A 23,481-nucleotide genomic window follows, 5' to 3' on the forward strand; every position below is an offset into this window, starting at 1 on the left:
AGGGGGCATTGGCAATGCAGCCGGCAGGATTCCGGAAACGCGCTGGAGTCGCAGCCCTTTCCGCCACCGGCCTCGTCCTGGCCTCCCCCGTCCTCGCCTCGCCCATCGCCCCCCTCGCCGCCACCTCGCTCAGCGCCGCCGCCCCCTATGCCATCACCCTCGGCGCGGCGGGATTTGCCCTGGTCAGCGCGCTGCTTGCCCTCAAATGGCGCCGCGAGGCCGATGCCGCCCGCGCCGACAGTGGCGAACGGCTCGGGGCCATGCGCGCCGCGCTGGACGAATTCGAAACCCTTTTGGCCGGCATGCCCGAGGTCACTATCATCTGGCGCGATACCGGGATTGAACCCTCGGTGCTGGGCCCGGTCTCGGCACTGCTGCCGGGAGAAACGCGGCCCCAGGCGGTGCTCGAATTCCGCACCTGGCTCGACCCCGAAGCGGCCCGCGAGCTGGCCGCCCGCCTCACCGATCTGCGCATCGAGGGACGGATGTTCGAAACCTCGGTCACGGCGCGCGACGGCCGCATCGTGCGCGCCACCGGGCGGCTGGTCGGGGGCACCGCCGTGGTGCGGCTGCGCTCCTCGGGCGCCTCGATCGAGCCCCCCTTGCGCGGCGACGCCCTTGCCCGCTTGCCTTCCCCCGCCGAAGCCCAGGCGGTGCTGGCCAGCCTCACCATCCCCGCCTGGCTGCGCGACAAGGACGGGCTGCTGATCTATGCCAATGCCGCCTATCTCCATTTCACCCGCACGCTGGGGCTGAAGGGCGAGCGCGGCACCGCCCCCGACATCTTCGACGCCGTGACGCGCGAAAAGCATTTGAAGGCCCTCGAGGACGCCGCCGACACCATCGCCTTCACCGAGCCGCATCCGGCGGCCGGCGGGCTCGATCTGGTGCTGTTTCCCCTTTCGGGGGGCAGCGCGGGCTATTGCTATCCGCCGGTCACCCGCGCCAAGCCGGCCGAGGCCGAGACCGGCCAGCCCGATCTGGGCCATCTCACCACGGTGATCGACGCGCTGGCCACCCCCATCGCCGTCTTCGACAAGCGGCGCCAGCTCACCCATTACAACACCGCCTATGCCCGCTTCTGGGGGCTCGATATCGCCTGGCTCAACACCGCCCCCGACGAGCGGGCCATCCTCGACCGCCTGCGCACCCAGGGCATGCTGCCGGCCGAGACCGATTATCGCGACTGGCGGGCCCGGCACCTGATGAGCTATGCGCTCACCAGCCCGCGCGAAACCCCCTGGTATCTGCCGGACGGGCGCTGCGCCAATGTCATCGCCGCCCCGGCCACCGGCACCGGCGGGGTGATCTATGTCTTCGAGGACATGACCGAGCGGCTGGAGCTCGAAACCCGCCACAACGCGCTGATCCACGTGCAGCGCGAAACCCTCAACGCCCTCAGCGAGGGCGTGGCGGTGTTCGGCACCAATGGCCGGCTGCGGCTGCACAATCCGCGGCTGGCGCTGCTGTGGTCGCTGCCCATGGCAAGCCTGGGCAACCACCCTCATATCGACGACATGGCCCGCGCCTGCGCCCAGGCCTTCCCCGAGGACGGGGCCCGCATCTGGGCCGACCTCAAGCAGCGCGTGGTCGATCTCGACCCCAACCGCATGGACACCAAGGGCCGCATCAACCGCGCGGACGGTCGGCTGCTCGATTATGCCGTGGTGCGCCTGCCCGACGGGCAGACCATGATGACCTTTGTCGACGTCTCGGAAAGCGCCAATTACGAGCGCGTGCTGCGGGAGCGCAACGAGGCGCTGATCGCCGCCGACCGGCTCAAGGACACTTTCGTGCAGAACGTTTCCTACGAACTGCGCTCCCCCCTCACCAACATCATCGGCTTTGCCGATCTGCTCGCCAATGATTCCGGGCCCCTCAACGACAAGCAGCGCTCCTATACCGACTATATCCGCGCCTCCTCGGCCAATCTGGGTCTGTTGATCGATAATATCCTCGACCTCGCCACCGTCGATGCGGGCATCGCCCAGCTCCATCCCGAACAACTCGATATCGCCCAATTGATCGAAAAGGCCCGCGCCGGGCTGTCGGCCGCCTTTGCCGGCACCGACGCCGCGGTCGACATCACCGTCGAGATCGAGGACGGCCTGCCGGTCCTCGTCGCCGATGGCACGCGCATCGTGCAGGTGCTCTACAACCTGCTTTCCAACGCGGCGCGCTTTTCCGATCCGGGCTCCGAGGTGCGGGTGCGGGTTTCGGCGCGCGGGCCGGACCACATCGCCTTCGCCGTCGAGGATGACGGGGCGGGCATTCCCGAGGACATGCGCAGCGCCATGTTCCAGCGCTTCGAGGGCCAGTCGGTGGAAGGCCGCCAGCGCGGGGCGGGGCTGGGGCTGGCCATCGTCAAGACCTTCGTCAACCTGCATGGCGGCACGGTGCTGATCGAAAGCCGCGAGCCGCGCGGCACCCGCGTCACCGTCATCGTGCCGGCCAATGCGGCGCTGGCCCTCAACGCCGGCGAATAGGATGCTCACCGCCTTCGCCCCCGACGACGCCGCAACCGCCGCCATCGGCACGGCGCTGGCCGCGGTGCTCCGCCCCGGCGATGTGGTCGCCCTCGACGGGGGGCTGGGGGCCGGCAAGACGGCCCTGGCCCGTGCCATCATCCGCGCCCGGCTCGGGGCGCCCGATCTCGAAGTGCCCTCTCCCACCTTCGCCATCGTGCAGCCCTATCCCGGCATCCTGCACGCCGATCTCTACCGGCTGGCCGATGAGAGCGAGATCTTCGAATTGGGCCTGTTCGACGATGACGACGTCATCCTGCTGGTCGAATGGCCTCAGCGCGCGCCGATCCTCTTTGACCGCGACGGGCTCAAGCTGACCCTCGACATGGGCGAGGACGGCGCCGGGCGGGTGCTCTCGGTCAAGCCCATGGGCCACCGCGACATGGCTCCCGTCGCCACGGCGCTTGCACCCTGGCTGCGGACGCGGTGAAATCGGGCATGGCCGATTCGCTTTTCCCCCTTCCTGCCGATCCCCAGACGCAATGGACGCCGGCCGGCGCGCGGCTCTGATGGCGCGGCACGGCTCGGTCTTTTCCATCCCCCCCGACGCCCCGTTCCTCGCGACGCTGGCCGAGGCGCTGCTCGATGGCCGGCTGACCCCGGACTGGCCGCGCGAGGGCCCGTTCTGGCTGTCCGACATCACCCTCTACCTGCCCACCCGCCGCGCCGCCACGGCGCTGTCGCGGCTGATCGCCGGGCGGCTGGGCGCCGCTCCCCTGCTGCTGCCCGATATCCGCCCGCTGGGCGGCGAGGACCCGAGTCAGGAGCCCTTCCTGCCGCCCTATGAGCCCATCGTCCTGCCGCCGGCCGTCAACCGTTTCAAGCGCCGCCTGCTCCTGGCCGAGCTGGTCGAGGCCTGGCTCGGCACCCAGCGGGGCGCCACCGCCTTTTCCGCCCCCGGTCTCGGGGGGTTCTCGGGCCCGCCCAACAGCGCCGAAATCCTGGCGCTCGCCGATTCGCTGGCCACGCTGATCGACGATTTCGCCATCGCCCGCGTGCCGCCTACGCTTCTGGCCGATGTCGATGACGCACAACTGGCCGCCCAATGGCAGGCCAATCTCGATTTCGTCGCCTTCGTGCTCGACGCCTGGCCGGACATTCTATCGGCCGAGGGCGAGATGGACGCGGCGGCGCGCACCAATCATCTCCTCGAGCGCAAGGCCGCCTCCCTCGCCGCCGTGCATGGGACGCGTCCGGTGATCGTGGCCGGCTCCACCGGCTCGATCCCCGCCACCGCCGACCTCATCGCCGCCATCGCCCGCCTGCCCAATGGCGCGGTGGTGCTGGGCGGGCTCGATACCGGCCTCGACGCCACGACCGTCGAGACCCTGCGCAATCCTGCCGCCAATCCCCATGGCCATCCGCAATATGGGCTGGTGCGCCTGTTGCGCCGGCTCGAAACCGGGCCGCAGGCGGTCATCGCGCTGGCCGCGCCTGGCCCGCGCGCGAAGATGCTCGATGCGGCGCTGGGCCTGCCGGAAACCACGGCCCATTGGGAGCGGCTGACCCGCGATCTGGGCCCGGACCTCGAACAGGCCGTTGCCGGGCTGAGCCTTATCCGGGCCCGCACCCCCGAGGAGGAGGCCCGCGCCATTGCCATCGCGGTGCATGAGGCGCTGGCTGCCACCCCGCCGCGCGCGGTGGCCATCATCGCCCCCGACCAGACCCTGGCCCGGCGCATCTGCGCCGAGCTCGCCCGCTTCGATATCGCGCTCGACGACGCCGCCGGCACCCCGCTGCTGCGCACAAGGGTGGGGCGGCTGGTGCGGCAGGCCGTGTCGCTGGTGGCCAATGGCCTCGCTCCCGTCGACCTGATGGCGCTGCTGCGCGACCGCCATGTGGGGCTGGGCCTTGGGCGGGCCGCCGTCTCGCGCGCGGCCCAATGGCTCGACCTCGGCGCGCTGCGCGGCCAGCGCCCGCTGCCCGGCTTTGCCGGCCTGCGCAAGGCCGTGACCGACAATTTCGACAAGCGCACCGCCTATCCGGCCCTTAGGTTGCAGACCGGCGAGGCGATCGCGGTGCTTGCCCTGCTCGACGCGCTCGAAACCGCTTTGGCCCCGCTTGCCGCCCTCGCCTCGGAGGCATTTTCGGCCAGCCGCTTCGCCGCCGCCCTCGCCGAGACGCTTGTGCTGCTGCGCGATACCGGCCCCGATCCGCTGCCCGCCATCGAGGGCGAGGCCGAGCTCATGGCTTGGATCGAGACCGCCATGGCCCAGGGGGCGCGGGGCCCGCGATTTTCCGGCGCGGCGCTCGGCCAGGCGCTGGAGGGGCTGTTGGCCGGTCCCAGCGTGCGCCCGCCACGCCCCGAGGCCGAGGACGTGGTGCTGTTCGGCCGCCTCGAAGCCCGGCTCATGCAGGCCGACCGGGTGATCCTTGCCGGCATGATCGAATCCGTGTGGCCCGAGATCGCCGATCCCGGCCCGTGGATGAGCCGCGGCATGCGCATGGCGGTGGGGCTCGAGCCGCCCGAAAAGCTGCACGGGCTGGCCGCCCACGACTTCCTCATGGCGGCCGGGGCGCCGGAGGTTATCTTCACCCATCCCGAGCGCGCCGGCACCTCTCCGGCCACCCCCTCGCGCCTCATCCAGCGGCTTGAAGCCTTTGTCGGCGAGGACCTCAGCGGCCAGATGGCGGCGCGGGGCGAGCATTTCCTGGCCCAGGCCCGGCGGCTCGACGCCACCGGCCATCCCCCGCGCCCCGCCACCCGCCCGGCGCCCAATCCCCCTCCCGGCGTGCGCCCGCGCGCCCTTTCGATCACCGAGGCCGAGACCCTGCTGCGCTCGCCCTATGACATCTATGCCCGCCACGTGCTGGGGCTGCGGCGCATCGATCCCCTGGGCGCCGATCCCGACCATGCCGAGCGCGGCACGCTGATCCACGCCATACTGGGCGATTTCATCTCCGAAGGGCAAGACCCCGCCGCGCCCGAGGCCTTCGAGACCATCATGGCCATGGCGCGCCGCGACTATGCTCGGCTCGACGCGCTGCCGGCCCGGCAGGCCCTCTGGCTCAGGCGCTTCGAGACCATCGCAAGCGATTTCCTCGCCTTCGAGCGCCGCCGAGGCCATATCGCCACCCGCCGGGCCGAGATCTCGGGCCGGCTGGACATGGTGGTGGGAGGCGCCGACTTCACCCTGCGCGGCCGCGCCGACCGCATCGACCGCACCCGGCTCGGCACCCTCGAAATCATCGATTTCAAGACCGGCGAGCCGCCAAAGGCCGGGGACATGAGGGCCTTCTTCGCGCCGCAACTGCCGCTCGAGGCCCGCATGGCCGCCGCCGGAGCCTTCGGCCCCGATCTCGCCCGACCCACCGAGGCGATGGGGTTCATCAAGCTCTCCCATGGTCCCGAGGCGCTGAAAGCCACCGCCTTCGCCCTTCCCAAGGGCATGGCGCTGGAGGAGATGGTCGAGGAGACCTTCCGCCGCTTCCAGACCCATGTGGAAGCCATGCTGATCCGGGGCGAGGTGCCCATGCCGGCCCGCGTCCTCCCCCGCCCCGGCCAGCGCTTCAAGGGCGATTACCACCATCTGGCCCGCACCGAGGAATGGACGGTGCTCGACGGCGAGGAGGAGGAGTGATGGCCGAGCCGCGCGAAGAGCTGCGCATCCCCACCGATACCCAGGCCACCCAGGCCCTGGTCATCGATCCGCGCGCCCATGCCTGGGTCTCCGCCAATGCCGGCTCGGGCAAGACCTATGTGCTCTCGCGCCGCGTCTTGCGGCTGCTGCTCGACAATGTCGCCCCGGAGGCCATTCTGTGCCTCACCTATACCAAGGCCGCCGCCGCCGAGATGCGCCACCGGGTGACCACCATCCTCGCCGGCTGGGCCCGCCACGACGCCGCGCGGCTGGACACGGACCTCGCCGCGCTGCTCGGCCGCGCGCCCTCGGAGGCCGAACGGGACCGGGCCCGCAGTCTGTTCGCCCTGGCGCTCGATACGCCGGGCGGGCTCAAGATCAACACCATCCACGCCTTTTGCGAATCGGTGCTGCAGCGCTTTCCGCGCGAGGCCGGGGTGCCGGTCAATTTCGCGGTGATCGAGGAGGCCGAGGCGGCTCGTCTGCTCGACGCGGCGCGCGAGGACACGCTGGCCGAAGGGCTCGCCGCGCCCGGCCCCGTCGGCGATGCGGTGCGGGCGCTGTTCGCGGCGCTCACCGACCACCAGATCGAGACCGCGCTCGGCAAATGCCTCACCAATGCCCGCAAGCTCGGCGGCATCCTCGCCGATCCCGAAGCGGCCATCGCCGCCATGCGCGCCAGTCTCGGCCTCGCGCCGGGGGAGACGCGGGCCGGCTTCGAGGCCGAGGCGCTGGCCGGCATGATCGTGCCGGTGGCCGACTGGCCCCTGATCTTTGCCATCTGCCCGCCCGATGCCGACAAGACCCGCTTCGAGGACAAGCTGGCCAGCATCGATCCCGCCGCCCCGACCCTCGACGCCCTCTTCGCCGCCTATCTCAAGGGCGACGGCACGGTTCCAGCCCGCTTCCCCAAATCCGATTTCGCCAAGCGCGATCCCGGGCTGGCCGACCGGCTGGCCCGCGAGGCCGACCGGCTCGCCATCCTGCATGATCGCCGCCGGGCGCTGGTGATCGCCGAAAATTCCGCCGCCCTCACCCGCGTCCTCGCCGTCATCGTTGCCCGCTATGAGGGGCACAAGCGGGCCCGCTCGCTGATGGATTTCGACGATCTGGTGGCCCGCACCGCGCTGCTGCTCGCCGATCCGGCCCTCGGGCCCTGGGTGCGCTACAAGCTCGATGCGGGCATCGACCATATCCTCGTCGACGAAAGCCAGGACACCAATCCCGAGCAATGGGCGGTGATCGACGCGTTGGTCGAGGATTATTTCTCCGGCGCCGGGGCGGCGCGGCGGCCCAAGACCGTGTTCGCGGTGGGCGATCCCAAGCAGTCGATCTATTCCTTCCAGGGGGCCGAGCCCGAACTGTTCATCGAAAAGGGCCGTGCGCTGGCCCGCCGGGCCCGCGAGGCGGGGCAGGACTGGCACGGGCGCACCCTGCGCACCAGCTTCCGCACCCTCGCCGAGGTGCTGCGGGGGGTCGACAGCGTGTTCCGGCGCGCCGATATCGCCGCGGCGCTGCTGTCCGCGCCCGAGGAGATCGGCCATGAAAGCGCCCGCACGCTTGAGGGCGGGCGGATCGAGATCTGGCCGGTCGTGGAAAATCCCCCGGCCCCCGCCCCCGGCGACGACTGGCCGGTCGCGCCGCTGGAAAACCTCGCCAGCGCCCCGCGGCAACTGGCGGGACGCATCGCCGACACCATCGCCGGCTGGGTCGAGGCCCGCGTCCCGCTCGGCCCGCGCGGCCGCGCCATCCGGCCCGAGGATATCCTCGTCCTCGTCCAGAAGCGGTCGGGGATATTCCCCGAGATCGTGCGGGCGCTCAAGCATCGCAACATCGCCAGCCCGGGCTCGGACCGGCTGCCGGTTTCCGCCCATATCGCCATCGACGACCTTCTGGCGCTGGCCGATGTGCTGCTCAACCCAGCCGACGACCTCTCGCTCGCCGCCCTGCTGCGCTCGCCGCTGTTCGCGCTGTCCGAGGACGACATCTTCGCCCTCGCCCATGATCGCGACGGCGAAACCCTCTGGACCCGGCTGGAATTGAGCGCCATCGCCGCCGCCCGCACCGCCTTTGCCGAGCTCTCCGCCCTGCGGGCCCGGCTCGATTTCGAGCGCCCCTATGAGTTCTTCGCCCATATGCTCTATGCCCGGGGCGGGCTCAAACGCTTCCACACGCGGCTGGGCGCGGAGGTCGACGAGGTGATCGCCGAATTCCTCGACCTGGCGCTGGAGCACGAAACCTCCGAGCAGCCCTCGCTGACAGGGTTCATCGCCGCCATGCGCGCCTCCGACATCGTCATCAAGCGCGACCTCGCCGCCAAGGCGGCCGGGGTGCGCATCATGACCGTGCACGGCGCCAAGGGGCTGGAAGCACCGGTGGTGATCCTCGCCGACGCGGCCAGCAAGCCGCGCGGGATCAACGACACGGTCTATTTCGGCACCCATGCGGGGGCGCCCTTCCTCCTTTTCTGCCCAAACAGGGACAGCCATTGCGCCGCCTCCCAGCCGCTGCGCCAGGCGCTGGAGGCGCGCGGCATGGCCGAATACTGGCGCAATCTCTATGTCGCCATGACGCGGGCCGAGGACCGGCTCTATGTGGCCGGGGTCAAGGGCCAGGCCAAGCTCGAGGAAACCTGGCACGGCGCGGTGTCCCAGGCGCTGGGCGAACACGCCGAGCCGGTCGCCGATTTCGAGGGCGCGCTGCGCTTTCCCGCCGGCGCGGCGCCTTCCGCCGCCATCGCCGAAGCACCGGCTGAGGAACGCCCCTCGGACCAGCCGCTTGCGCTGGGCCCGGTGCCGCGCGCCGCGCCCATCCGCACCCTCGCGCCCTCGCGCCACGAGTTCGAAACGGGAAAGCTCGAAGCGCTGGCCCCGGCGGTGGAAAGCCTCCTCGACGCCCGGGCAGCGCGCCATCGCGGCATTGCGCTGCATGCCCTGCTCGAACATCTGAGTGCCGTACCTCAGGAGCTGCGGGCCAGCGTGGCGCTGAGCGCCGCGCAGACGCTGCTCCCCGACGAGCCCGACCTCGCGGCGCCGGTGGCCGATGCGGCGCTCGCCATCCTCTCGGCTCCCGAACTTGCCCCGATCTTCGGCCCCGATAGCCGCGCCGAGGTGCCGTTTTCCATCCTCGCCACCCGGGACGGCGCGCCAGTGCGCATTGAAGGGCGCATCGACCGGCTGGTGGTTTCGGACGCCGGGGTCACCATCGTCGATTTCAAATCCGACGCCGCCGTGCCCGCCGGCCCCGATTCGGTTCCGCCCGCCTATCGCGCGCAATTGGGGCTCTATGCCGCAGCCATGGCGCAGGTCTTCCCCGGCCGTCCCATCGCCACGGCGATCCTGTGGACGGCCGACCGCACCCTGATGCCGGTCGTGCTTTAAGTCACGCCGATATGAGCGCCGCGCCGGGTGCGGCGGGGTTGAACTGGTTCCCGACTCTGCCTAGCTATGGTGCCATATCTGTGTTTGGACCCCGACATCTGGGGCCAGTTTCTGGAAGGTGAACAATGACCGGACATGTGACCGACGCCAATTTCGCGACCGAAGTGCTGGGCGCCAAGGAGCCCGTGCTCGTCGATTTCTGGGCCGAATGGTGCGGGCCGTGCCGGGCCATCGCCCCGATCCTCGAGGAGATTTCGGGCGAGATGGAAGGCCGGGTCAAGATCGTCAAGCTCAATGTGGACGAGAACCCCGGCACCGCCGCGCAATATGGCGTGCGCTCCATTCCCACCATGATCCTGTTCAAGGGCGGCGAGGCGGCCGATATCAAGATCGGCGCCGGCACCCCCAAGGCGGGGCTGGTCAAATGGCTCGAAGGCCACGCGGCCTGACCCTCGCCTCTTCCGAACCTCTCGCCGCTCCTTTCGTTCTCCGGCGAGATGCAAAACGCCTCCGGCCCGATCAGGCCGGGGGCGTTTTGTTTTGCCTCAGCACCGCGCCGGCGAGATAGAGCGAGCCGCAGATCACCACCCGCGCGCCGGGGCTATGGGCGGCCCGGGCCAGCGCGGCGGGCACCGAGCGGGTGATGGCGGTCTCCAGCCCCCGCGCCCGGGCGAACCCGGCCAGGGCCCGCGCCGGCAATGCCCCCGGCTCGCCGGGAATGGGCACGGTGAACACTTTGGGCGTCATGGCCGCGAAAGCAGCGAAGAAATTGGCGGCGTCTTTCGATGCCATCATGCCGCAGACCAGCACCAGGGGGGCGGGGCGCTGGCGGTTCATGTCCTTGAGCGCCTGGGCCAGCACCTCGGCCCCGGCGGCGTTGTGCCCGCCATCGAGCCAGAGCTCCTGGTCCTCGGCGAGATAGGCGTTGAGCGCCCCGCGCAGGGGCATCAGCCGGGCCGGCCAGGTGACGGCGCGCAGGCCGCGGGCCAGCGCCGCCTCGTCCCCCGCCAGCCCGAAATGGCGCAGCGCCGCGATGGCGAGGGCGGCGTTGTCGATCTGGTGCGCGCCGACCAGGGCCGGCAGCGGCAGGTCGAGCAATCCGTCCTCGTCCTGATAGACCAGCTTGCCGCGCTGGGCGAAGCCGTCGAAATCGATCCCGGCGCAGAAGGGCGAGACCCCATGCGCCGCCGCCTCGTTCTCGATCACTGCCATGGCGGCATCGGGCTGGCGCGCCACGACGAGGGGGCTGCCGCGCTTGATGATCCCCGCCTTGGCCGAGGCGATCTCGGCAAGGCTGTCGCCGAGGAACTGGGTGTGGTCGGACGAGACCGGGGTGATCACCGTCCCCAGGGGGCGGTCGATGACATTGGTGGAATCGAAGCGCCCGCCCAGGCCCACTTCGAGCAGCAGCACATCGGCCGGGGTGCGCGAGAACAGCAGCAATGCCGCCGCCGTGGTGATCTCGAAAAAGGTGATGGGCCGGCCCTGGTTGGCCCGCTCGCATTCCTCCAGCGCCCCGTTGAGGGCCCGCGAGGACACCAGCCTGCCCGCCAGCCGGACGCGCTCGCGGAAGGCCACCAGATGGGGGGAGGTGTAGACGTGGACGCGCTTGCCCTGGGCTTCGAGCATGGCGCGCATGAAGGCGATGGTCGAGCCCTTGCCATTGGTCCCGGCCACATGGATCACCGGCGGCAGCCGGTCCTGCGGCCGCCCGATGGCGTCGAGCATGGCGAGGGTGCGCCCCAGCTCGAGATCGATCAGCTTGGGGTGCAGCCCGAGCAGCCGCTTCAGAATCGCATCGGTGCGGGACACGGCCGGTCCTGTATTTTGTATCGTCAGGTTGACGCTATTCGGCGTGTCCGGCGACCGGGGTGGTGGCGAGCAGTTCCATCTCGTCCTCGCCGCCGGCTTCGGCGGCCACCGCCGCATCGCGCATCGAGACCGCGGCGGCGATCGCCGCCCCGCTGCTGCGCGCCGCCGGAATGGCCTCGTTGACCGGCGCCCGGGTCAGCATGCCGATCAGCGAGCCTATGGTCGAACGCAGATTGTGCCGGTGCACCACCATGTCGACCATGCCGTGCTCGTAGAGATATTCCGAGCGCTGGAAGCCCTTGGGCAGCTTTTCGCGGATGGTCTGCTCGATGACGCGCGGGCCGGCAAAGCAGATCAGCGCCCCCGGCTCGGCGATCTGCACGTCCCCCAGCATGGCGTAGGAGGCGGTGACGCCGCCAGTGGTGGGGTTGGTGAGCACGACGATATAGGGCAGGCCCGCCTCGCGCAGGCGCTGCACGGCGACCGTGGTGCGCGGCATCTGCATCAGCGAGAGGATGCCCTCCTGCATGCGTGCCCCGCCCGAAGCGGTGAAGATAACGAAGGGCAGGCCGCGCTCGACGGCGGTTTCGAGGCCGGTGACGATGGCCGAGCCGGCCGCCATGCCGAGCGAGCCGAGCATGAAATCGCCGTCCTGCACCGCGACCACGGTGTCCTGGCCATAGAGCTTGCCCACCGCCACCACCAGCGCGTCCTCGGTGCCGGTCTTGGTGCGGGCTTCCTTGAGCCGGTCGGTATAGCGCTTGGAATCGCGGAATTTGAGCGGGTCCTGCACCACGCCGGGCAGGTCGATCTTAGAATATTCGCCGTCATCGAAGAAATGCGCCAGCCGGTCGGTGGGCTTGATCTTCATGTGATAGCCTGAATTGGGCACCACCCATTGATTGGCCTCGAGGTCGCGGTGGAACACCATCTCGCCCGTCTCGGGGCATTTCACCCACAGATTGTCCTCGACTTCGCGGCGGTTGAGGAAGGAGCGGATCTTGGGGCGGACGACGTTGTCGATCCAGTTCATGGCGATGTCTCGGTGTTATTTGGGGGGCGGCGCCCGCCTGGCGGGGGCACCTGTCATTGCGGCTGATATAGGAACCAATTATGGCAATACTATCAGTTTCTGGCGCTGCGCGCACCTTGAGAAAGGCTGTGGACCAATCTGTGCACGGCCTCGGCCGTCTCGGCCACCGACTGCCCCCCGTCGCGGGATCGGGCGATTTCGGAGACCAGCGCCGAGCCGACCACGACCCCGTCCGCGTCCCTGCCGATGGCCGCCGCGTCCTCGGCCGATTTGATGCCGAAGCCGACCGCGACCGGCAGGCGCGTATGGGACTGGATGCGGTTGACCGCGTCGCCCACCGCCGCGCGGTTCTTGATCTCGGCCCCGGTGATCCCGGTCATCGAGACGTAATAGACGAAGCCCGAGGAATTTTCGAGCACCGTGGCGAGGCGTGCGTCGTCGGTGGTGGGGGTGATGAGCCGGATGAAGTTGATGCCGGCGGCCAGCGCCGGCTTGCACAATTCCGCGTCTTCCTCGGCCGGCAAGTCGACGACGATGAGCCCGTCCACACCCGCTTCCACCGCCGCCGCGAGGAAGGCCTCGACCCCATAGATATAGATGGGGTTGTAATAGCCCATGAGGACGATGGGGGTCTCGTCATCGGTGCGCCGGAAGCGCGCCACCATGGCCAGCACCTTGTCCAGCGTCATCCCCGCCTTGAGCGCCCGCTGCCCGGCCAGCTGGATGGCGACCCCATCAGCCATGGGGTCGGAAAATGGCATGCCCAGCTCGATCACGTCGGCCCCCGCCCGGGGCAGGCCGGCGAGGATGGCGTCGGCGGTCGCCTCGTCGGGGTCCCCCGCCATGGTGAAGGAGACGAAGGCCGGCCGGTTCTCGGCCCGGGTCTTTTCAAACCGCCTGTCGATGCGTGTTGCGCCCATTCACCGCTCCGCTCATTGTCCATGGATCGTTGCGCGCGATAAAGGCCATCCGCGCGCCGGAAGTCAACACCGGGCCGCCTCCGGCCTCAGCGCAGCCAGCCCGAGGGCTGGGGATGAAGGTCGATCAGCCCGCCCGCCACCGCGGCATCGATGGCCGCCGCGTCCTCGTCCGAAAGATCGGGGGCGGCGAGGGTGCCCAGATTGTCCTTGAGCTGGGCGAGGCTGCGCACCCCGACCAGCGCCGAGGTCACCTCCCGGCGGCGCAGCACCCATGAGAGGGCCAGCTGCACCATGGTTTGCCCGCGCCGCTCGGCGATGGGACGCAGGCGCTCCACCGCCTCAAGCACGGCCGGGCTGGTATGGGAGGCGCGCATGGGGCCCTTCTGGTTGTCGGCCCGCGTCGTCTCGGTCGTGCCCCGGCCGTATTTGCCCGACAGCACCCCTTGGGTCAGGGGCGAGAAGGCGATGACGCCGATCCCCAGCTCGCGGCAGGCATCGATGGTGCCGTCCGCCTCGATCCAGCGATTGAGGATGGAATAGGAGGGCTGGTGGATGGTGAGCGGCACCCCGAGCGCTTTGAGGATCGCATGCGCCCGCCGCGTCTCGGCCTCGGGATAGGAGGAGATGCCCACATAGAGCGCCTTGCCCTGCCGCACCATCTGGGCCAGCGCCCCCATGGTTTCCTCGAGCGGAGTGTCGGGGTCGTAGCGGTGGGAATAAAAGATATCCACGTAATCGAGCCCCAGGCGCTTGAGCGACTGGTCGAGGCTGGCGGTGAGATACTTCTTCGAACCGAACTCACCATAGGGGCCGGGCCACAGGCGATAGCCGGCCTTGGTCGAGATGATCATCTCGTCGCGATAGGGCTGGAAATCGCGGGCAAGCACCCGGCCGAACAACTCCTCCGACGATCCCGGCGGGGGTCCGTAATTGTTGGCGAGGTCGAAATGGGTGATGCCTTGGTCGAAGGCGAAGCCGAGGATTTCGAAGGCCGAAGGGTAATCGCGCGCCTCGCCGAAATTCTGCCACAGCCCCAGCGAGAGCGCCGGCAGCTTGAGGCCCGAGCGGCCCGAGGGCCGATAGGCCATGGTGTCGTAACGCGCGTCGGCCGCACGATAGGTCATGATGATGCTCTCCTTGCGAAAACCCGCGCCCGAGACCCCGGGCTATAGCTCTTGGCCTGAACCCTAGCGCCGCCCATTGCGCGCTGGCAAGAGGCGGCCGGCGATGATAAAGCCCCCGCCATGACCGAGCCTGCCATCAAGATCGTCGCGCTGTACAAATTCGTCGACCAGCCCGATTTCGCCGTGCTGCGCGCGCCCATCGCCGGGTTCTGCGCCGAGCGCGCCATTCGCGGCACCCTGCTGCTGGCCCCCGAGGGGATCAACGGCACCCTGGCCGGCCCCCCGGCGGCCATCGACGCGCTGGTCGCCTGGCTCGAGGACGGCAATCTGTTCGGCGGGCGCTTCCGCGATGCGGAGGTCAAATACGCCTTTGCCGACACCCAGCCCTTCCACCGCATGAAGGTGCGGCTCAAGGCCGAGATCGTCACCCTGCGCGCCCCCGAGGCCAATCCGGGCCGCGCGGTGGGCACCTATGTGGCCCCCGAGGACTGGAACGCGCTCATCGCCCGCGACGACATCGTCCTCATCGACACCCGCAACGACTACGAGGTGGCGCTGGGCAGCTTCCGCAAGGCGCTCGATCCGCGCACCGCCAGCTTCACCCAGTTCAAGGACTATGTGGCCGAAAACCTCGACCCGCGGACGCACCGCAAGGTCGCCATGTTCTGCACCGGGGGCATCAGGTGCGAGAAGGCCTCCTCCTATATGCTCGCCCAGGGCTTTGAGGAGGTGTTTCATTTGAAGGGCGGCATCCTCGCCTATCTCGAGCACACCCCCGCGCAGGAAAGCCTCTGGGACGGGGAGTGCTTCGTCTTCGACGAGCGCGTCTCAGTCACCCATGGGCTCGGGATCGGGGAGGCGCAATTGTGCCGGGCCTGCCGCCAGCCCCTTTCCCCCGCCGACCGGGCGCGGCCCGAATTCGTCGAGGGCATCCAGTGCCATCACTGCGCCGCTGAGGACAATGGCGCGCGCCGGGCCGCCGCCGCCGAACGCCAGCGCCAGATCGATCTCGCCGCCGCGCGCGGCGAGGCGCATCTGGGCGAGGAGGGGCGCGCCATCGCCGAGCGCCGGCGCCGCGCCAGCAAGGCCCGCCGCGAAGCCGACCGCAAGCGAAGCGCTCAATAGCCCGCGGGCGGCGGCGGGGCGGCGTCGAGCAACAGGTACATATGCACCTGGTCGAGCCAGCGCCCCTGCTTGAAGCCCGCCTGGGGCAGGGTGCCGGCCAGGGTGAACCCCAGATGCTCGTGGAAGCGGATCGAGCCGATATTTTTTGCTTCGATCACCGCGATTATCAGGTGGAAGCCCTTGTCCCGCGCATCGGCGATCAGGGCCTGCATCAGCGCCCGGCCGGCGCCGCTTCTCTGGGCGTCCGGCGCGAGGTAGACCGAATGCTCGACCGTCTTGCGATAGCCCGGCTTGGGCCGGTAGGGGCCATAGCTGGCATGGCCGATGACGCGCCCTCCGGCCTCTGCCACCAGCACGGGAAAGCCTTCGGCCAAGCGCGTCTGCAGCCAGGCCCGGCGCTCGTCCAGCGTCTCCTCGGTCTCGGTCCAGATGGCGTCGAGGTGGCGGACGGCGTGGTTGTGGATGGCGAGGATCGCCGGCAGGTCGGCCGGGGTGGCGGGGCGGACGATCACCGGCGCCGTCCTCAGGTCAGCCGCAGCACGGTCTGGCGCAGCAGCTCCAGATCGCTTTCGCGCGACAGGCGGTGGTCCCCCTCGGGCACGAGGGTGAAGGTCACCGGGTCGGAAACGAGGTGGCTGACCAGCTTGAGCGCATGGGCCGGCGGCACGTCGGTGTCGCGCCCGCCCTGCAGGATCGCCACCGGGCAATGGGTGCGGATCGGCGTCCCGAACAGGAGGTGACGGTCCCCGTCCTCGATCAGCGCGCGGGTGAGGACATAGGGCTCCTCGGAATAGTCCGAGGGCTGTTCCACCCGGCCCCGTTCCCACAATTGCGCCAATTGGGCGTCGGTGAAGCCGTCGCGCATCAGGTCGCGGGTCATGTCGACGGCTGGGGCGATCAGCACCAGGGCCAGCACCCGCTCCACCCCCTCGGCCCGCAGCGCCCTGTTGAGCAGCAGGGCCAGCCAGCCGCCCATGGAGGAGCCGATGACGATCTGCGGCCCCTCGGTCAGCGCGAACACCGCCTGCGCCTCTTCGAGCCAGCGCGAGATGGTGCCCTTGAGAAAGGCCCCCCCCGACTGCCCGTGGCCGGAATAGTCGAAGCGGGTCACCGCCAGCCCTTCGGCCGCGCCCAGCGCGTCGAGCGCCTCGGCCTTGGAGCCGGCCATGTCGGAGCGGAAGCCGCCGAGCCAGAACAGGCCCGGCGCCCCGCCTTCGCGGACCCGCGTGGCGATGGTCCGTTCGGCCTCGCCTGTGCCGACGGAAAGGGTGCGGGGGATGGGCGCCATTGAACCTTCTCGTTTCGTCACCATATCAGGTATCGTGTAGCCACGCCGCGCGGGCGCGGCAAGCCCGGTTCGCCTTTGGCGCGAAAAGAGCGGCCAATGGCCGCTTTTCCGCCGTGTTTGCCTGTTGACTTTGTGCCCGTTTCCCAAGATTTTAGGGCGATGCCGCGCGGCCGACCGCACGCTTTACCAACAGCTGAAGGATACATCACCATTCGTCGTCCGATGAGACCCGTGCAGCCCCAGAAGGATGGGCCGCGCTCCAACAACGAGATTACCGTCCCCGAAGTCCAGTTGATCAATGCCGAGGGCACCAATATCGGTGTCGTGCGCACCAGCGAAGCCATCGCCATGGCCCTGGATGCGGGCATGGATTTGGTCGAGATCGCTCCCAACTCCACGCCGCCGGTGTGCAAGATCCTGGATCTGGGCAAGTACAAATACGCCGCGCAAAAAAAGGCCGCCGAGACCCGCAAGAAGCAGAAGGTCATCGAGGTCAAGGAAATCAAGCTGCGGCCCAATATCGACGACCACGACTATGACGTGAAGATGCGCTCGGTGGAAAAGTTCATCGGCGAGGGCGACAAGGTCAAGGTGACCATGCGCTTCCGCGGCCGCGAGATGGCGCATCAGGAAATCGGGCTGGAACTGCTCAACAAGGTGCGCACCCAGTTCGACGAGATCGCCAAGGTCGAATCCAATCCGCGCGCCGAAGGCCGCCAGATGGTGATGGTGCTCGCCCCGCGCTGAGCTCCCCCGGCCCTCTCGACATGAAAAAGGCCCCGCTTTCCGGCGGGGCCTTTGTTTTTGGCGCCGCTGTCACGCCCTGGGGCGGTCGCGGCGGGTGAAGAAGGCGATCACCGTCTGCTGGTCGCGATGGTTGCCGCCCATGGTGGCGGCGAACCACGCCCCGGCCGCGCCCACGGCCAGCGAGGCCGCGGTGAGGAAGGCGACGAGGATGGCGATGTCGCCGGCCTGTTCCGCCGCCGCCTCGATATCGGCCTGCACCGCCTCGGCCCGGGCCATCACCTCGTCGACCCGCGCCTCGACCTCTTCCGGGGCCAGACCGGTGCGCGCGGCGGCCAGATCGACCAGATATTGCCGGTCGGCCTCGGAAATCCCGTCGCCGGCGAGGCCCGACGCGATGATGCGCGTGACTTCGGCCCGCGCCGCCTGCGGATCGGTGCCGCTGATGTCGCCGCGGAACAGCAGGTCCACCGTGCCGGCGAAGGGATCGGCCTCCGCCGCCGCGCCGGCCACGGCGCCGGCCGCGCCGCCCACCGCATTGCCCACGCCCTGGGTGAGGCTCGATACCCCGCCAAAGGCGAGGAGGCCGGAGATCACCACGGCGGTGGCCCAGACCAGCAGCCCGTGGAACCCGTCGCGCACGTCGGATTCATGCTCGCTGGCGTCGAAATTGCGCCGCCGCATGCGACCGGTGAGATAGCCGCCGGCCATCATGGCCGAGACCTGTACCCAGACCACCCAGATGGCCATGGTGATGGCGATCCAGACCAGCGAGACGCCTTCGCGCCCGAAGGGATCGGAAAGAGTCAGCCCGATGGCCGAGCCGAAGGTGAGCATGACCAGCGAAATCGCCGCCGCGGTCATGGCTCCGGCGATGATGGCGGGCCAGTCCACATAGGAGGACGTCTCGGCCGGCCGGGCGGTCGTCGCCACCGGAATGTCTGAAGGGATGGTCGCCATCGGCGTGCCTCCTTGGGTTGGCGCCTCAGGCGAGGCCGATGAAGGACAGGATGGCCATGACGACGACGACAAGGCCGACGAGATAGATGATGGCGTTCATATTTGAGTCTCCATGGAACGATGGACGGCGCCCGCGATCGGGACGATCACAGGACGAAGATCAGCAACAGGATGATGAGGGGGATCGGGATGCCGATCAGCCAGAGCAATATGCCTGCAAACATTGCGCGGTCTTCCTTGACTGGAGCCGGACGCCCATTGGGGACGCCGTGGCCGGTTCGAGTGCAGGATTAAGCGCCATCGCCCCCGCTTGGTTCCAATCCGGGCGGAAATGGGGCGCGCGCCGAAAAGGGACGGACGGACGCGCCGAACAGCCCGGGCCTTACTGCGCCGCTGGGGCGAGGGATTCCAGGAGGTCGAAGGTGGAGGCGATGAGGTCGATGGAGGGGCGCAATTGCGCCACCTGCGCGATCCGGGCCGCGGGCGCGGGGGAGAGCATGGCGCTTTCGGCACGCCGCATGGCGGCGAGGCCGCGGTCAAGCGAGGGCGCATAGGCCAGCGCGGTCATGGAAGACGGTCCGAAATCGGGGCGGGCCGGAACGGCGCGCGGGGCGGAGGGCGCCTCGGCGGCGGCGATGGCCACCAGGGCCTCGCTGGCCGGAGCCTCGGCCTCCTCGAAGACCAGCCCCAGCGGGCGGGCCGGGGGGAGAAAGCCCAGCGGCACGATCTCCGCACTGGCCGGCACGGGGGAAATCGCCGCAGTCTGGATCACGTCGACCACCTCGGCCACGGGGGCCGGCACCGGCGCGGCGGCAACCATCACGGGCGGCAGGCCGGTGGGCGGGGTGGGGGCGACGGGGCTGGCCGGGCCGGGGCGCAGGCCGGTCTGTTCGAGCAGGCCGGCCGCCTTGGCCTCGTAATAATAGCCCTTGGCGTAAAGCTGCACGGCGCGGTCATGGCTGCCCCCGGCCAATAGCCAGGCGCCGCGCAGATATTTGACCGCATAGATGAGATTGGTTTCCGCGTTCAGAAGATCGGAGGGTTCGCCGCGAAATCCCATGGTGCGCGCCGTGGCGGGCAGGATCTGCATCAGCCCGTAATAAGGCCCGTTGCGCGCCGAGGGGTTGAAAGTGGATTCCCGGTTGATCACCCGGCGCACCAGCTCGAGCGGCACGTCGTAATATTGCGCGTAGAACTGGGCGAGGGTCTCGATCTGCCCCCGCGTATGGCTCTGCGCCTGCGCCGGCACGGTGGAAAAGCCCAGAACAAGGGCGGCGAACAGCGCGATCAGCCGCTTTGCAAACATGAGACCCGGAAACGAACGTTGAACCCTGAAGCGGTGCCCTTAGCACACAATCGCCCATAATGGGAGCCTCTGTGGCAAATTGGAGGCCGGAGCGTGGCACGAACCAAACTTTCCCGGCCGGAAAATTGCTGCTAGAGCGCTGCGATGCTCAATCCCATGCCGAAAACCTTCGTCTACGATCCCCCCACCGAGCCCTGGCTCGTCATCGTCCACGAGGACGACGACATCGTGGTGTTCGACAAGCCCTCAGGCCTGCTCAGCGTGCCCGGCAAGGACCTGCGGCTCGCCGACAGCCTGCAAACCCGCGCGCTGGAGCGCTATCCGGGGGCGGGGACCATCCATCGGCTCGACAAGGACACCTCCGGCCTCATCGTCATGGCGCGGCACAAGGGGGCGCATGGCCATATCGGCAAGCAGTTCGAATACCGCCAGACCAGCAAGGCCTATATCGCCCGCGTCTGGGGCGAGATGGCGGAGGAGGAGGGGCTGGTCGACCTGCCGCTGGCCACCGATTGGGAGAACAAGCCGCGCCAGCGGGTCGATCATGAGCGCGGCCGCCCGGCCCAGAGCCGCTGGCAGGTGATCGGGCGCGAGCCCGGCGCGACCCGGCTGCGCCTCGTGCCGATCACCGGGCGCACGCATCAATTGCGCGTGCATATGCGGGAAATCGGCCACCCGATCCTCGGCGACGAATTCTATGCCACCGGCCCGGCGCTCGACGCCGCCGACCGGCTGCAACTGCACGCCGCCGAGCTGGGCTTCCGCCATCCGCGCGGGGGAGAGCCGGTGCTGTTTACTTCCACGCCCCCATTTTGAGCGTCACGCCACGCGGCGCAGGCCGGCCGCGCGGCGGGCGGCGCGCTCCTCCACCAGCCCCTTGTGCAGGGCGATGATGGCGGCGTCGAACGCCTCCTCGGCGACCAGCACCTGCAGGTCGACCTTGCGGACCATGTCGGTGAGCCCCACGGGCTCGATCCCGGCCTCGGAGAGGGCGGCGATGGCGCGGGCCAGCACATTGGCGCCGCGCAGGTCGCGCCCGATGGCCGATACCATGGCCAGCCTGGAAAGCCGCGTGGTGGCGCTGGGAAAGGCTTCGGCAAGATCGGCCTCCACCCGCTTGATGGCCTTCATCGAGCCCTTGAGATAATGGGTGATGGTGTTGGCGTTGGAGGTCTTGGAGACGATCCACACCTTGTGCCGGGTCAGCGCCTCGAGGATTTTCGCGTCATAGCCCTTGACCCCCACCATGTCCTGATCGTGGAATTCGAGCGCGAAGACGCCCTTGAGCCCGGTGACGATCTCGGCCCCCGGCGTTTTGGGCGGCAGGTCGGAGACGATCACCGTGCCGGGGTGGTCGGGCTCGAAGGCATTGGTGACCCGCAAGGGGATGCCGGCCTGGCGCAGCGCCTTGGCGGCGCGGGGGTGGATGGCCTCCATGCCCATGTTGGAGAGCTGGTCGGCCACGTCGTAATTGGTCTCCCCGATCACCCGCACCTTGTCGGCGCCCACCAGCTTGGGATCGGCCGAGGAGAGGTGGAATTCCTTGTGGATGATGGCTTCCGCCGCCCCGGTCACCACCGCGACCCGCGACAGGGTGACTTCGGAATAGCCGCGGTCATAGGTCTTCATCAACTGCTCCGCGCATTGGGCATAGCCGGTGACGATGGGCAGTTCGCGCGTGAGATCGATACCCTCCAGCCGGCGCGCGATATGGGCGTCGAGCGGCAATTCCCCGTCCTGGCGCCAGCCGGTGAGGTCGACGAAGCGGGCCGCGACCCCGTTGCGCTGCAACAGGAGCGCGGTGTTGAAGGCCGATTGCGCCTCGCCCAGCGCCGAGAGCATTTCGCGCACGGTCAGCAGATGGGCTTCGAGCTGGAAATGCCCGAACGAGCAGAGGCGCGAGAGATCGACGAGGCAGGAGCGCACGCCCGCGATGCGCTCGGCGATGAACCGGTCGGCGGCGTCGCGGTCCTCGGGGTCGGAAAACAGCGCGGCGTTGGTGTCCGCCATCCGCGCCCCGACCGCCGACAGCGCCTCGCCCCATTGGGCTTCGGTTTCGGCGCTGGCGAACAGGGCATAGACCCCCGGCGCGCCGGATTTCTTGTGCTCGAGCAGCGCGTCGGTCATCCCGGCATAGGCCGAGACGACGAAGATGCGGTTGTAGAGCGCGGGGCCCTTGCGGTCGCCGATCAGCACGGTGCGCAAGAGGTCCTCGCTGCGCGACATGGAGGTGCCGCCGATCTTTTCCACTGTGTGGGTCATGGTCACCATTGGTTTCGTGTCGAAAGGTCCCCGGGCTACCGGATCGGGCCCGCGACGATGTCGAGGGGCGCCTCGGGGTCGCGGCTCGACAGGAAGGCCGGGCGCGGCCGGGCCGCCGCGAAGGGGGCGCCCACCCGGTTGGACCAGGCATTGTAGACGAAGAAGGCGTTGGAGCGCGGGAACGGGGTGATGTTGCCGTTCGAGCCATGCATGGTGTTGCAGTCGAAAAGCACCACGGTTCCGGCCTTGCCGGCCCCGTAGGCGATGCCGAACCGCTCGGCCATCCGGGTCAGCGCGTCGGGGCTGGGCACGCCCACCTCCTGCTGTTTCAGCGAGGATTTGTGATTGTCCTCGGGGGTTTCCCCCGCGCAGGAAATATAGTGGCGGTGCGATCCGGGCATGAGCATGAGCGGCCCGTTGAGCGCGTCATTGTCGGTGAGCAGGATGGAAGCGGAAATGGCGCGCATGCGGGCCATGCCGTCCTCGGCGTGCCAGGTCTCGAAATCGGAGTGCCAGTAAAATTCCTTGCCGGTGAAGCCGGGCTTGTAGTTGAGCCGGCTCTGGTGGAGATAGAGCGCATCGTCGAGGAGGAATTGCACCACCCCCGCCACGCGCGCGTCGCGGGCCACCCGGTTGAAGAACGGGCTTTCGTCCTCCAGCCGGAAAATGGTCCGCACCGCGTCCGAACCCGGTTCGGTCACCACATTGTCCGGGCGCAGCCCGGTCTCTCCCGAGCGTAGGCGCAGCGATTCGTCCCGCAACCGGTCGATTTCCTGCGCGGTGAACAGGTTTTCGAGGACGAGGAACCCGGTTTCGGCGAAGGCTTCCGTCTGGGCGCGGGTCAGGGGCGCCTCGGGCGTCCAGCGGCCCCAGACCACCGGGTCCTGGCGCTCGCGCCAGCTTTCCTCGGGCAGCCGGGTCGGATAGGCGTCGGATCGGGTGTGAACGGCAGAGAGTGTCATTGCTGTTCCTGCTCCTTGGTTCGGGGTGATGAAACGGGGCCGGACGGTCTTCGCGCCGGGCTCAGGCGGGGGCCGGTGCGGGGGCGTAGGAGCCATCCTCGCGGTGCACTTCGGTGCCGGTGACCGGCGGATTGAAGCAGCAGGCCATGACCATTTCCGCCCTGGCGGTGAGCCGGTGGCGGTCGTTCTTGTCGAGCGCATACATCACCCCGGGGCGGATCTGGTGCACGGCGCCGGTTTCCAGGTCCTCGATCTCGCCATCGCCGGAGATGCAGTAGACGCTTTCGAAATGGTGCTTGTAGTGGAACTGGTGGCTGGTTCCGGCATGGATGCGGGTGATGTGGAAGGAAAACCCCATGCCGTCGCCGGCCAGCAGCAGCCGGGTCGAATCCCAGCCATCGGCCTTGACGAGCCGTTCGCCCATGCGGGCCGTTTCGAGATCACGCACGATCATTGTTC

At 69.1% G+C, this 23,481-nt stretch carries 19 protein-coding genes; 8 read left to right on the plus strand and 11 right to left on the minus strand.

Features of this window, described 5'->3' with window-relative positions:
• The first annotated feature begins 14 nt into the window (after window positions 1-14).
• The 5 genes from DVH29_RS06220 (at window position 15) to trxA (ending at window position 9,935) form a co-directional block, all read left to right on the plus strand.
• Entirely contained in the window at window positions 15-2,486 is a 2,472-nt protein-coding gene (locus DVH29_RS06220; RefSeq protein WP_114645304.1) for a sensor histidine kinase, read from the plus strand.
• Window position 2,487: 1 nt separating this feature from the next.
• Window positions 2,488-2,955, plus strand: coding sequence for a tRNA (adenosine(37)-N6)-threonylcarbamoyltransferase complex ATPase subunit type 1 TsaE (tsaE, locus tag DVH29_RS06225; protein WP_114645305.1), 468 nt, complete (start codon window positions 2,488-2,490; stop codon window positions 2,953-2,955).
• A 52-nt stretch (window positions 2,956-3,007) separates the two neighbouring features.
• Entirely contained in the window at window positions 3,008-6,106 is a 3,099-nt protein-coding gene (gene addB / locus DVH29_RS06230) for a double-strand break repair protein AddB (RefSeq protein ID WP_114645306.1), read from the plus strand.
• Complete coding sequence (gene addA, locus DVH29_RS06235; protein WP_158541581.1) at window positions 6,106-9,486, plus strand: double-strand break repair helicase AddA; 3,381 nt, start codon at window positions 6,106-6,108, stop codon at window positions 9,484-9,486. The genes addB and addA overlap by 1 nt, the downstream gene beginning before the upstream one ends.
• Window positions 9,487-9,611: 125 nt before the next feature.
• On the plus strand, window positions 9,612-9,935 hold the full coding sequence (trxA, locus tag DVH29_RS06240; RefSeq protein WP_114645308.1) for a thioredoxin: 324 nt from the start codon (window positions 9,612-9,614) through the stop codon (window positions 9,933-9,935).
• Between the two features lie 70 nt (window positions 9,936-10,005).
• Here the strand turns inward: trxA and DVH29_RS06245 are convergent, their stop codons facing one another.
• The 4 genes from DVH29_RS06245 to DVH29_RS06260 form a co-directional block, all read right to left on the minus strand.
• Window positions 10,006-11,298, minus strand: a complete 1,293-nt coding sequence (locus tag DVH29_RS06245; RefSeq protein WP_199562537.1) for a bifunctional folylpolyglutamate synthase/dihydrofolate synthase — start codon at window positions 11,296-11,298, stop codon at window positions 10,006-10,008.
• 34 nt (window positions 11,299-11,332) lie between these two features.
• Window positions 11,333-12,331: an acetyl-CoA carboxylase, carboxyltransferase subunit beta gene (accD, locus tag DVH29_RS06250; protein WP_114645310.1), complete on the minus strand. Its 999-nt coding sequence runs from the start codon at window positions 12,329-12,331 to the stop codon at window positions 11,333-11,335.
• 92 nt (window positions 12,332-12,423) lie between these two features.
• Window positions 12,424-13,251 (minus strand): tryptophan synthase subunit alpha, encoded by an 828-nt coding sequence (gene trpA, locus DVH29_RS06255; protein WP_114645311.1) that lies wholly within the window; start codon window positions 13,249-13,251, stop codon window positions 12,424-12,426.
• Between the two features lie 86 nt (window positions 13,252-13,337).
• Entirely contained in the window at window positions 13,338-14,375 is a 1,038-nt protein-coding gene (locus DVH29_RS06260) for an aldo/keto reductase (protein ID WP_199562538.1), read from the minus strand.
• Between the two features lie 120 nt (window positions 14,376-14,495).
• Between DVH29_RS06260 and trhO the strand changes: the two genes are divergently transcribed.
• Window positions 14,496-15,500, plus strand: a complete 1,005-nt coding sequence (gene trhO / locus DVH29_RS06265; protein WP_114645313.1) for an oxygen-dependent tRNA uridine(34) hydroxylase TrhO — start codon at window positions 14,496-14,498, stop codon at window positions 15,498-15,500.
• Here the strand turns inward: trhO and DVH29_RS06270 are convergent.
• A complete protein-coding gene (locus DVH29_RS06270) occupies window positions 15,494-16,012 on the minus strand; it encodes a GNAT family N-acetyltransferase (RefSeq protein ID WP_114645314.1) in 519 nt (172 codons plus the stop codon). The two genes, trhO and DVH29_RS06270, sit on opposite strands and share 7 nt — an antisense overlap.
• An 11-nt stretch (window positions 16,013-16,023) precedes the next feature.
• A complete protein-coding gene (locus tag DVH29_RS06275) occupies window positions 16,024-16,788 on the minus strand; it encodes an alpha/beta hydrolase (RefSeq protein ID WP_245944896.1) in 765 nt (254 codons plus the stop codon).
• A gap of 210 nt (window positions 16,789-16,998) precedes the next feature.
• Between DVH29_RS06275 and infC the strand changes: the two genes are divergently transcribed.
• Window positions 16,999-17,535: a translation initiation factor IF-3 gene (gene infC, locus DVH29_RS06280; RefSeq protein ID WP_199562542.1), complete on the plus strand. Its 537-nt coding sequence runs from the start codon at window positions 16,999-17,001 to the stop codon at window positions 17,533-17,535.
• A 69-nt stretch (window positions 17,536-17,604) separates the two neighbouring features.
• Here the strand turns inward: infC and DVH29_RS06285 are convergent, their stop codons facing one another.
• Together DVH29_RS06285 and DVH29_RS16790 are read right to left on the minus strand one after the other, a co-directional pair.
• The gene (locus DVH29_RS06285) at window positions 17,605-18,492 is read right to left on the minus strand and encodes a hypothetical protein (RefSeq protein WP_147276016.1); all 888 of its coding nucleotides are present in this window, start codon (window positions 18,490-18,492) and stop codon (window positions 17,605-17,607) included.
• A gap of 382 nt (window positions 18,493-18,874) precedes the next feature.
• Window positions 18,875-19,798, minus strand: a complete 924-nt coding sequence (locus DVH29_RS16790; RefSeq protein WP_114645318.1) for a transglycosylase SLT domain-containing protein — start codon at window positions 19,796-19,798, stop codon at window positions 18,875-18,877.
• Window positions 19,799-19,942: 144 nt separating this feature from the next.
• Between DVH29_RS16790 and DVH29_RS06295 the strand changes: the two genes are divergently transcribed.
• Window positions 19,943-20,614 carry a pseudouridine synthase gene (locus DVH29_RS06295; RefSeq protein ID WP_114645319.1) on the plus strand — a complete coding sequence of 224 codons (672 nt, stop codon included), beginning with the start codon at window positions 19,943-19,945 and terminating at the stop codon, window positions 20,612-20,614.
• A gap of 3 nt (window positions 20,615-20,617) precedes the next feature.
• Here the strand turns inward: DVH29_RS06295 and DVH29_RS06300 are convergent, their stop codons facing one another.
• The 3 genes from DVH29_RS06300 to DVH29_RS06310 all read right to left on the minus strand — a co-directional run bounded on the left by DVH29_RS06300 (window position 20,618) and on the right by DVH29_RS06310 (window position 23,476).
• Window positions 20,618-22,060, minus strand: coding sequence for an aspartate kinase (locus DVH29_RS06300; protein WP_245944897.1), 1,443 nt, complete (start codon window positions 22,058-22,060; stop codon window positions 20,618-20,620).
• 35 nt (window positions 22,061-22,095) lie between these two features.
• Window positions 22,096-23,022 carry an ectoine hydroxylase gene (gene thpD, locus DVH29_RS06305; RefSeq protein WP_114645321.1) on the minus strand — a complete coding sequence of 309 codons (927 nt, stop codon included), beginning with the start codon at window positions 23,020-23,022 and terminating at the stop codon, window positions 22,096-22,098.
• Window positions 23,023-23,083: 61 nt separating this feature from the next.
• Window positions 23,084-23,476: an ectoine synthase gene (locus tag DVH29_RS06310; protein ID WP_114645322.1), complete on the minus strand. Its 393-nt coding sequence runs from the start codon at window positions 23,474-23,476 to the stop codon at window positions 23,084-23,086.
• Between the last annotated feature and the right edge of the window lie 5 nt (window positions 23,477-23,481).

This window comes from Pelagibacterium lacus (assembly GCF_003345525.1).
In the GTDB taxonomy this organism is placed as follows: Bacteria; Pseudomonadota; Alphaproteobacteria; order Rhizobiales; family Devosiaceae; genus Pelagibacterium; species Pelagibacterium lacus.

Bases quoted from the DNA above. Each gene is read 5' to 3' on its own strand.
- DVH29_RS06220 (WP_114645304.1), top strand. From the start codon at position 15: ATGCAGCCGGCAGGATTCCGGAAACGCGCTGGAGTCGCAGCCCTTTCC.
- tsaE (WP_114645305.1), top strand. From the start codon at position 2,488: ATGCTCACCGCCTTCGCCCCCGACGACGCCGCAACCGCCGCCATCGGC.
- addB (WP_114645306.1), top strand. From the start codon at position 3,008: ATGGACGCCGGCCGGCGCGCGGCTCTGATGGCGCGGCACGGCTCGGTC.
- addA (WP_158541581.1), top strand. From the start codon at position 6,106: ATGGCCGAGCCGCGCGAAGAGCTGCGCATCCCCACCGATACCCAGGCC.
- trxA (WP_114645308.1), top strand. From the start codon at position 9,612: ATGACCGGACATGTGACCGACGCCAATTTCGCGACCGAAGTGCTGGGC.
- accD (WP_114645310.1), bottom strand. From the start codon at position 12,331: ATGAACTGGATCGACAACGTCGTCCGCCCCAAGATCCGCTCCTTCCTC.
- trpA (WP_114645311.1), bottom strand. From the start codon at position 13,251: ATGGGCGCAACACGCATCGACAGGCGGTTTGAAAAGACCCGGGCCGAG.
- DVH29_RS06260 (WP_199562538.1), bottom strand. From the start codon at position 14,375: ATGACCTATCGTGCGGCCGACGCGCGTTACGACACCATGGCCTATCGG.
- trhO (WP_114645313.1), top strand. From the start codon at position 14,496: ATGACCGAGCCTGCCATCAAGATCGTCGCGCTGTACAAATTCGTCGAC.
- DVH29_RS06275 (WP_245944896.1), bottom strand. From the start codon at position 16,788: ATGGCGCCCATCCCCCGCACCCTTTCCGTCGGCACAGGCGAGGCCGAA.
- DVH29_RS06285 (WP_147276016.1), bottom strand. From the start codon at position 18,492: ATGGCGACCATCCCTTCAGACATTCCGGTGGCGACGACCGCCCGGCCG.
- DVH29_RS16790 (WP_114645318.1), bottom strand. From the start codon at position 19,798: ATGTTTGCAAAGCGGCTGATCGCGCTGTTCGCCGCCCTTGTTCTGGGC.
- DVH29_RS06295 (WP_114645319.1), top strand. From the start codon at position 19,943: ATGCTCAATCCCATGCCGAAAACCTTCGTCTACGATCCCCCCACCGAG.
- DVH29_RS06300 (WP_245944897.1), bottom strand. From the start codon at position 22,060: ATGACCCACACAGTGGAAAAGATCGGCGGCACCTCCATGTCGCGCAGC.
- thpD (WP_114645321.1), bottom strand. From the start codon at position 23,022: ATGACACTCTCTGCCGTTCACACCCGATCCGACGCCTATCCGACCCGG.
- DVH29_RS06310 (WP_114645322.1), bottom strand. From the start codon at position 23,476: ATGATCGTGCGTGATCTCGAAACGGCCCGCATGGGCGAACGGCTCGTC.